The organism is Nocardioides sp., from assembly GCF_036401255.1.
Classification (GTDB): domain Bacteria; phylum Actinomycetota; class Actinomycetes; order Propionibacteriales; family Nocardioidaceae; genus Nocardioides.
The window spans coordinates 1-2578 of the sequence record NZ_DASWVI010000218.1 but is presented as its reverse complement, the minus strand read 5'-3'; the positions used below and the strand labels follow the sequence as shown (position 1 = coordinate 2578).

The window sequence follows — 2578 nt, the reverse complement described above, 5'->3', positions numbered from 1 at the left end:
TGCTCGACTCGGTGCTCGCGGCCCGGCCCGGGCGCCTGGCGGCCTGGTCGCACGGGGACCATCCCGCGGCCGCCGCGCTGGCGGGCACCCACGGGTTCGAGCGGGCGCGTGAGCTGTGGGTGATGCGCCGGCCGACGAGCCCGACGACGTCGCCGCTGCCGGAGCCCGGCGTACCGGCCGGGGTGCGGATCCGCGCCTATGAGCCCGGCGACGCCGACGAGCTGCTCCGCGTCAACGCGGCGGCGTTCGCGCACCACCCCGAGCAGGGTGCGATGGACGCCGCGAACCTCGCCGAGCGGATGGCCGAGCCGTGGTTCGACCCCGCGGGGCTGCTCCTGGCGGTGGAGGGCACCGGCGAGGACGAGAGGGTGCTCGGGTTCCACTGGACCAAGCAGCACTCCGAGCAGGTCGGCGAGGTCTACGTCGTCGGCATCGACCCGGCCGCGCAGGGCCGCGGGCTCGGCAGGGTGCTCACGCTCGCGGGCCTGCACCACCTGGCGGCACGCGGCGTCGCGGAGATCCTGCTGTACGTCGAGTCCGACAACGCGGCGGCGGTGCGGCTGTACACGGGGCTGGGGTTCACGCACGCGGCGCGGGACACCCACGTGATGTACCGCCGCTGAGGACCGACCGGTCAGGCGGAGACGGACTCGCGGCCGCCGCAGCGGGCGGCGAGCAGCTCGATGGCCCGCTCCAGACGCCAGGCCTCCTCCTGGTGGCGCCACCGGTCGATCGCGCCGACGGGCGGCGGCCCCAGGGCCTCCAGCGCGAGGCGCAGCTCGGTGAGCTGCTCCTGCGCGCGGCGGCGGCTCCACGGGGTCATCACGCCTCCGTCATACCCCCGCGAGGGCGGCTTCAACCCTCGACGCGCCGCAGCTGCGACCGGGCCGGGGTGAACCGGTGCCGCATCGCCAGGGCGGGCAGCTCGACGACCCGGTAGGACACCTCCACGAGCAGCGCCGTCACGACCAGCCGGGCCAGGTCCAGCTCGACCTCGCCCCAGCCCGGGAGGCGCGTGGTGCTGAGGAAGTGGAAGACCGGGAAGTGCCACAGGTAGATGCCGTACGCGCGGACGCCGATGGCGGTCAGGGCGGGCGCGGACCAGAAGCGCGAGTACGCCGACTCCCGGTCGATCGCCCCCAGGATCATCGCGGCGGCGAGCAGGTCCACGACCAGCAGGTAGCCGCGCCCGGCCCCGTCGGTCAGCAGGTCGACGGTCGCCAGCGCCACGAACGCCCCGGTCGCCAGCCACGGGACGGCCGCGGGCAGGCGGAGCGGTCGCCGCGCGGTCGCCGCGGTCACGGCGAGCAGACACCCGATCAGCAGCCCGAGGCTGCGGGTGTCGGGGGCGTAGACGAGCCGCGCCCGGTCGGCGGAGAGGACCCCCGCCAGCAGCGCGGTCCACGCCATCATGGCCGCGGTGGCGACGAGCAGCAGGCGGCGCACCCGGACCAGGCTGGTCCGCTTCAGCAGCACCGCCAGGAGCGGCGCCCAGAGCAGGTAGAAGTGCTCCTCGACCGACAGCGACCAGGTGTGCAGCAGCGGCGCGTCGTCGTGGAAGCCGTCCCACAGGTGCCAGCCGACCGCCAGGTCGGTGAGGTACACCGCCGCGACCCCGCAGGACAGCAGCAGCTTGCCGGTGATCTCGAACTGGTCGCCGCTGTCCACGAGCACGGCGGTCGCGACGAGCACGGCCAGCAGCACCAGCAGGGCCGGATAGAGCCGCAGCGCCCGGCGTACGTAGAACGCGCCCACGTGGATCGAGCCGGTGGCCGCGCGCTCCGCGAGCAGCAGCGCGGTGATGAGGTAGCCGCTCAGGACCAGGAAGAGGTCGACCCCGATCTCGCCGCCGGCGAACGGCCCCAGGTGGCCGTGGAGGGCGACGACGACGCCGATGGCCAGGGTGCGCAGCCCGTCGAGGGCCGGGACCCGGGTGAGGGCCGGCGCCTGCGCCTGCACCGCGGCCGCCGGCGGCCTGGCCACCAGCCGCAGCGATCCCTGGTCGCCCACGCCGACACCCTCCGTGACGTCCGATGCTCGCCGTGGCGCCGGCCGGCGCCACCTGGGCACCGTTCCCCATTCGGGCCGTTATCATTCCGTGACCTGTGGCACGGGACGGGCTCGCTCAGAGGCTGCTCATCATCCCGACCCGCTCGGGGCTGAACCCCGGGAACACCGTGGCCGCGGACGCGGTGGTGCGGGTCGTGACGATCTCGGCGAGCACCGAGCGGTAGTCGGTGGTGACCGACACGTCGGCGTCCAGGGTGTTGGCCAGCCCCGGCCAGGTGCCGTAGTAGCGCCCGCCCTTGACGCCCGCGCCGGCCACGAACATCACGTTGCCCCAGCCGTGGTCGAGGCCCTTGGTGCCGTTCTCCTGCACCCGTCGCCCGAACTCGCTGATCGTGACCAGCGTGACCTTGTCGGCGACCGGGCCGAGGTCGGCGAAGAACGCCGCGATCGAGCCGGCGAGGTCCTTGGCGTTGTTGACCATCCAGCCGGAGGTGGCGGAGCCGAGACCGACGTGCATGTCCCAGTTGCCGGAGTCGACCGTGACGACCGAGACGCCGACGTCGCCGCG

General features: G+C 74.3%; 4 protein-coding genes. 1 reads left to right on the top strand and 3 read right to left on the bottom strand.

What is annotated here, in order from left to right; all coding sequences use genetic code 11:
- Window positions 1–623: mycothiol synthase (gene mshD / locus VGD85_RS10260; protein WP_331063340.1), on the top strand; the 623-nt coding region annotated here is incomplete at its 5' end.
- An 11-nt stretch (window positions 624–634) separates the two neighbouring features.
- Here mshD and VGD85_RS10255 read toward each other — a convergent pair.
- The 3 genes from VGD85_RS10255 to VGD85_RS10245 form a co-directional block, all read right to left on the bottom strand.
- Window positions 635–826, bottom strand: a complete 192-nt coding sequence (locus tag VGD85_RS10255; RefSeq protein ID WP_331063339.1) for a hypothetical protein — start codon at window positions 824–826, stop codon at window positions 635–637.
- A 29-nt stretch (window positions 827–855) separates the two neighbouring features.
- A complete protein-coding gene (locus VGD85_RS10250) occupies window positions 856–2010 on the bottom strand; it encodes an acyltransferase (protein ID WP_331063338.1) in 1155 nt (384 codons plus the stop codon).
- 115 nt (window positions 2011–2125) lie between these two features.
- The coding region (locus tag VGD85_RS10245) for a DUF1501 domain-containing protein (RefSeq protein WP_331063337.1) at window positions 2126–2578 on the bottom strand (453 nt) is incomplete at its 5' end.